This is a genomic window from Herbaspirillum sp. B65 (genome assembly GCF_000333555.1).
Lineage (GTDB): Bacteria > Pseudomonadota > Gammaproteobacteria > Burkholderiales > Burkholderiaceae_D > Herbaspirillum > Herbaspirillum rubrisubalbicans.
The window spans coordinates 1-5,695 of sequence record NZ_BADI01000201.1; the positions used below are offsets into that span (position 1 = coordinate 1).

Here is a 5,695-nt window from a genome sequence, read left to right on the forward strand (position 1 = left end):
CTCGCCACTTTGATGAAGCCGGATCATGAAATCCATGCGTATCCTGCTCACCGGCGAAATCCTCACCGGCTTCGGGCTTGGCGTAGAGGATGGCACGTGAAGAATTGATCATCATGCCGGTACCCGAGGCGGTCTTGCCGGCGTTGACCGTGGCTTGCACGTCGCCGCCCTGGGCGCCCACGCCGGGCACCAGCAAGGGCATGTCGCCGATGATGGCGCGCACCTGCGCCAGTTCCTGCGGGAAGGTGGCGCCGACCACCAGGCCGCACTGGCCATTGGTATTCCATTTCTCGGCCACCAGGCGCGCCACGTGCTGGTACAGCGGCTTGCCATCGACTTCCAGGAATTGCAGGTCCGAGCCACCGGCATTGGACGTGCGGCACAGCACGTGCCCTTCAACTCGCTGATGGAGCGCACCGGCGAATCCTTGCCCACCGCCAGCGCCGTCCATTCCGGGCGTGAATAGCGAAGCGTGCAAGGCCGCATCGGCCGGAGCCAGCGTGTTGTTGTCTTCGATGAAGTCGCCCAGATGCGAATCGTCATCGTCACCGATCGGCGTTTCCATGGAGATCGGTTCCTTGGCGATCTTCATGATCTTGCGGATCTTGTCTTCCGGCATTTCCATCTTGATCGCCAGGGTCGCGGGATCCGGCTCGGCACCGGTTTCCTGCAGGATCTGACGCGAGATGCGGTTCATCTTGTTGATCGTTTCGATCATGTGCACCGGAATACGGATGGTGCGCGCCTGGTCGGCAATCGAGCGGGTGATGGCCTGACGGATCCACCAGGTCGCATAGGTCGAGAACTTGTAGCCGCGACGATATTCGAACTTGTCCACTGCCTTCATCAGACCGATGTTGCCTTCCTGGATCAGGTCCAGGAACTGCAGACCACGGTTGGTGTACTTCTTGGCGATCGAGATCACCAGACGCAGGTTGGCCTCGGTCATTTCACGCTTGGCCATGCGCGCCTTCTTCTCGCCGGCGCCCATCTTCTTGTTGATCGCGCGCAGGTCTTGCAGCGGCAGTACCACGCGTGCCTGCAGGTCGATCAGCTTCTGCTGCAATTCCTTGATGGCCGGCACGTTGCGGCTCAGCACGGCGCTGTAGTCATGGTTGGCGGCGACTTCGCCGTCCACCCAGTCCAGATTCACTTCATTGCCCGGGAACACCTTGATGAAGTGCGCGCGCGGCATGTTGCACTTGTTGACGGCCACGTCCAGGATCTGGCGTTCCACGGTGCGCACTTCGTCCACCTGGGCGCGCAGGGTGTCGCACAGCTTCTCGACGATCTTGGCGGTGAAGCGGATGCCCAGCAGCTCGTTGGAAATGATTTCCTGTGCCTTGACATAGGGCTTGGAGTTGTAGCCTTCCTTCTCGAAGGCCTTGCGCATGTTCTCGAACTGGGTACCGATGACGGCGAACTTGCCGAGCGCGTCGCGCTTCAACTGTTCCAGCTGCTCGGCGGAGAAGCCAGCGGCACCAGAGCCACTGCTCTCGTTTTCCTCTTCTTCTTCGTCTTCTTCCTCTTCTTCCTCGTCCTCGTCGTCCTCATCGGAGTCGGAAGCGGCGGCTTCGACCTGCTGTTCGCTCTCGTTGGGATCGACCAGGCCGTCGACGATTTCGTCGACCTTGATCTCATCCTTGGAGATACGCTCAGCCGCAGCCAGGATCTCGGCGATCGTGGTCGGGCAGGCGGAGATGGCCTGGATCATGTCCTTCAAGCCATCTTCGATACGCTTGGCGATTTCGATTTCGCCTTCGCGGGTCAGCAGTTCGACCGAACCCATCTCACGCATGTACATGCGCACCGGGTCGGTGGTACGGCCAAAGTCGGAGTCCACGGTCGACAGTGCGGCTTCGGCAGCGGCTTCGGCGTCGTCATCGCTGGCGACGTTGGCTACGTTGTCCGACAGCAGCAGGGTTTCGGCGTCCGGGGCGTGCTCGTAGACCGAGATGCCCATGTCGCTGAAGGTGCCGATGATGCCTTCGATGGCTTCCGGGTCGACGATGTTTTCCGGGAGGTGGTCGTTGATTTCCGAGAAGGTCAGGAAACCGCGCTCCTTGCCCAGCTTGATCAGGGTCTTCAGCTTCTGGCGACGACGTTCCAGTTCTTCTTCGCTGGCCTCGGTGTCGGAAGAGAAGGCGTCCTTCAGCAGGGCCTTTTCCTTGGCCTTGCGGTCCTTGGCCTTGGCCTTGTCGGCAGCCTTCAGCTCGGTGCGTTCGATGGTGTTCAACGCTGCGACTTCGTCGCTCTCGGGCTGGAATTCCTTGGGCTTGCGGCCACGGCGGCCCGGCACCTTGACGCTCGGCAGCACATAGCCGGACGTGTCGATGGCTGCCAGGGCAGCGGCATCAGTGGTTTGGCTTACGCTCGACGCGGCGGTCGCGCTGACGTCTTTGCCTTCGACCTTTGCGGCTTTGGTGGTCTTGGCGGTCTTGGTTTCGGGTTTCTTGGTGGTCACGGAAGTCTTCGTCGCTTTCACAGAAACCGCTTGTTCGGCGGCTTGAGGTAACTTGTTGGCTGGCGTTGCAGTCGCCTTGGGCGCTGCGGCGCGGGCCGGCTTGGCGGCAGCAGTCTTGACTGCCGCCTTTTTCGGCGTCGCTGCTGCTGCAGTCTTGGCCGTGGGTTTTACGGGGGCAACGGCCTTCACCGTTGCCTTGACTGGCGATTTGGCGGCCACCGCCTTGGTGGTCTTGGCTACGGCGGTGGATTTTACCGCCGTTGCCGTCTTGCTGCTCTTTGCCGACGCTGCGGGAGTTTTCGCGGGTTTCTTCATTGCATTTGCCATAGAATCAACTGCCAACTGAGAATTCACTCATTGCGCCAATCAAGTCATGCTAATGATGCAACTCCGGCAACGGTTTCCCGATAGACTCCGGCTGCACGCGCAACGTTCCTTTTACCGGCGGGCCATCGATTGCGCGCAGCAGGCAGTCGTGCCGCTTGCAATCCGGCAGGCGATACCACTGTCTGCCGTCCTTCCTCCCGATGCGCCGGGGTGAAGGCATGTCGCCGCAGGGTGGGGATGCAAGAGCCATCCGGCGGAACTAAAGCCCTATAGTATAGCACAGATGGGGCTCTTTTCTCCGGGATCAAGCCGGGATATTCGGCTATTCGCCAGCGATCCGGCTTGCAAATCACGGCAATTTGCATGGCTTTACCGTGTTTTCCAATATCCTGGCGCCAGCCTCTCCTGCATACCTGCCACGCATGATGCCCACCTTGCCTGCGCGGGCGTCCATGCCTGTCCATCCTTCTGCTGCTGATGCCCGCGCCTTGCTGCTGGCCGGGCGGTTCATTCTCATCCCGCCACGGCGGCGCCACTGGTCTGGCGCTTGAGCCATTCCTTGCGCTGCATCAGCTCGCGGTAGCGGTTGCGCTCTTCCTCGGTGCGCAGGTTCGAGGCCACCAGCATCTGCATCTCGTCATCGAGCGCGCGGATCCTGGCCTGGCGGATGGCGCCGGCCATCTCGGCCCGCACCACATCGAATTCCGACTCCGATTCCGCAGCAATTTCGGCGATCATCGAGTCGAATTCCGGGCCACCCTCGCGCAGATGCTCGACCAGGGCGGCGAAATTGGCCTGCTCACCCATGCCCTGCGCCACACCGACCAAGTGCGTGAGCATCTCGGCCTGATCCGGGGCAATGCGGGCGATGGCTTCCAGCGCGCCGGCATCGAGATCGGCCGACAGTTGCGGATGCGCCACAAGCAGTCGCATGATCTGGCGCTCCAGCCCCACCGGAGCGGTGCGCTTGCTGCGCGGTGGGGCGCTGCGCACGCGGGCCACCGGCTTTTCCAGCTCGAACAGCACTTCCAGCTCGGCCGGCGTGGTTTGCGTGGCCTGGGCGATGCTGCGCACGATCTGCAGACGCAGTCCTGACGCCGGCAGCGCCTGCAACATGGGCTTGGCCGCAAACTGCGCATGGGCGCGGCCCTCCGGGGTGCGCAGGTCGTTCTCGCCGATGATTTCGCGCAGCAGGAATTGGGACAACGGCAGCGCTTCGCGGATCTGCTCTTCAAAGGCCGGCGCGCCCATCTCGCGCACGTAGCTGTCCGGGTCATGCTCCTTGGGCAGGAACAGGAACTTGATGATCTTGTTGTCCGAGGCGTGCGGCAGGCAGGCTTCCAGCGCGCGGCGCGCGGCGCGCCGGCCGGCATTGTCGCCGTCGAAGCTGAAGATCACCTGGTCGGTCTGGCGCACCAGCTTCTGCACATGGATGGGCGTGCAAGCCGTGCCCAGCGTGGCCACGGCCTGGGGGAAGCCCAACTGGGCCAGCGCCACCACATCCATGTAGCCTTCGGTGACCAATGCATAACCGGCTTCGCGGATCGCCTGGCGCGCCTCGAACAGGCCGTACAGCTCGCTGCCCTTCTGGAACAGCGGCGTTTCGGGCGAGTTCAGGTACTTGGGCTCGCCGCCATCCATCACGCGCCCGCCAAAGCCGATCACCTGCCCCTTGGTATTGCGGATGGGGAACATGATGCGACCACGGAAGCGGTCATAACGCTTGCGATGCCCTCCGCCCTCTTCGCTCTTGTCGATCACCAGGCCCGATTCGACCAGGGCTTCATTCTCGTAATCGGGAAACACCTGGCGCAGGCTATCCCACTCGTCAGGCGAATAGCCGAGGCCGAAGCGCGCCGCGATCTCGCCGGTCAGGCCCCGCCCCTTCAGGTAGGCAATGGCCGGCTGGGCAGCCCGCAACTGGTGGCGATAGAAATCATTGGCGCGCGTCATCACATCCGACAAGGCCATGCTCTTGGCCTGCTTTTCCTGGCGCTGGGCCAGGGGAATGCTGTCTTCGCGTTCGGGCACCACCATACCCACGTTCTGGGCCAGGTCCTTGACCGCTTCCACGAAACCCATGCCGGAATATTCGATCAGGAAGCTGATCGCCGTGCCATGCGCGCCACAGCCGAAGCAGTGATAGAACTGCTTGGTCGGACTGACGGTGAAGCTGGGGGATTTCTCGTTGTGGAAGGGGCACAGGCCCATGTAGTTGGCGCCGCCCTTCTTCAATTGCACGTAGCGCCCCACCACGTCGACGATATCGACGCGGTTGAGCAGGTCCTGGATGAACGACTGTGGAATCACCTGGGTTTCCGGGCTACGGGCAACAAGGACAAACCACTCAGGCCGCCAGCGCGGCCTTGACCAGGGCGGATACGGCCGTCATGTCGGCACGACCGGCCAACTTGGGCTTCAACACGCCCATGACCTTGCCCATGTCCTGCGGACCGGCGGCGCCCGTGGCGGCCACGGCGGCTTGCACTTCGGCCTTGATTTCTTCTTCCGACAGGCTGGCGGGCATGTAGGTGGAGAGCACGGCCAGCTCGGCCTTCTCGATATCGGCCAGGTCCTGGCGACCGCCGGCTTCGAATTGCGAGATGGAATCCTTGCGCTGCTTGACCATCTTGTCGATGATGGCCAGCACGTGGGTGTCGGTCAGCTCGACCCGTTCATCGACTTCCTTCTGCTTCATCGCGGCGGTCAAGAGGCGAATCGTGCCCAGCTTGCCCATGTCCTTGGCGCGCATGGCGGCCTTCATGTCTTCCGTGATCTGCTCTTTCAAACCCATGGGGTACTCCGAAGATGAGGTGGATGAGTATTCTGCGATCTGGCGCCATCCCGCATCCAGTATTCCGGGCGGCAACAGGCAGCCCGTCTTAGGATCGTGAACAGGATGGC

The 5,695-nt window shown here is 62.2% G+C and carries 4 protein-coding genes; 1 reads left to right on the plus strand and 3 read right to left on the minus strand.

Annotated elements, in window-relative coordinates; all coding sequences use genetic code 11:
• Window positions 1-2,464 (minus strand): RNA polymerase sigma factor RpoD (rpoD, locus tag I5W_RS05090; protein WP_252716906.1); only part of this gene is annotated, 2,464 nt, incomplete at its 3' end.
• Between the two features lie 115 nt (window positions 2,465-2,579).
• On the opposite strand from rpoD, the gene I5W_RS33145 reads away from it, so the two are divergent.
• Window positions 2,580-2,810 carry a hypothetical protein gene (locus I5W_RS33145; protein ID WP_237741831.1) on the plus strand — a complete coding sequence of 77 codons (231 nt, stop codon included), beginning with the start codon at window positions 2,580-2,582 and terminating at the stop codon, window positions 2,808-2,810.
• A 494-nt stretch (window positions 2,811-3,304) separates the two neighbouring features.
• Here the strand turns inward: I5W_RS33145 and dnaG are convergent, their stop codons facing one another.
• Together dnaG and I5W_RS05100 are read right to left on the minus strand one after the other, a co-directional pair.
• Window positions 3,305-5,101, minus strand: a complete 1,797-nt coding sequence (dnaG, locus tag I5W_RS05095) for a DNA primase (protein WP_044528430.1) — start codon at window positions 5,099-5,101, stop codon at window positions 3,305-3,307.
• A 37-nt stretch (window positions 5,102-5,138) separates the two neighbouring features.
• On the minus strand, window positions 5,139-5,585 hold the full coding sequence (locus tag I5W_RS05100; protein ID WP_017451410.1) for a GatB/YqeY domain-containing protein: 447 nt from the start codon (window positions 5,583-5,585) through the stop codon (window positions 5,139-5,141).
• Window positions 5,586-5,695 lie beyond the last annotated feature (110 nt).

Bases quoted from the DNA above. Each gene is read 5' to 3' on its own strand.
- I5W_RS05100 (WP_017451410.1), bottom strand. From the start codon at position 5,585: ATGGGTTTGAAAGAGCAGATCACGGAAGACATGAAGGCCGCCATGCGC.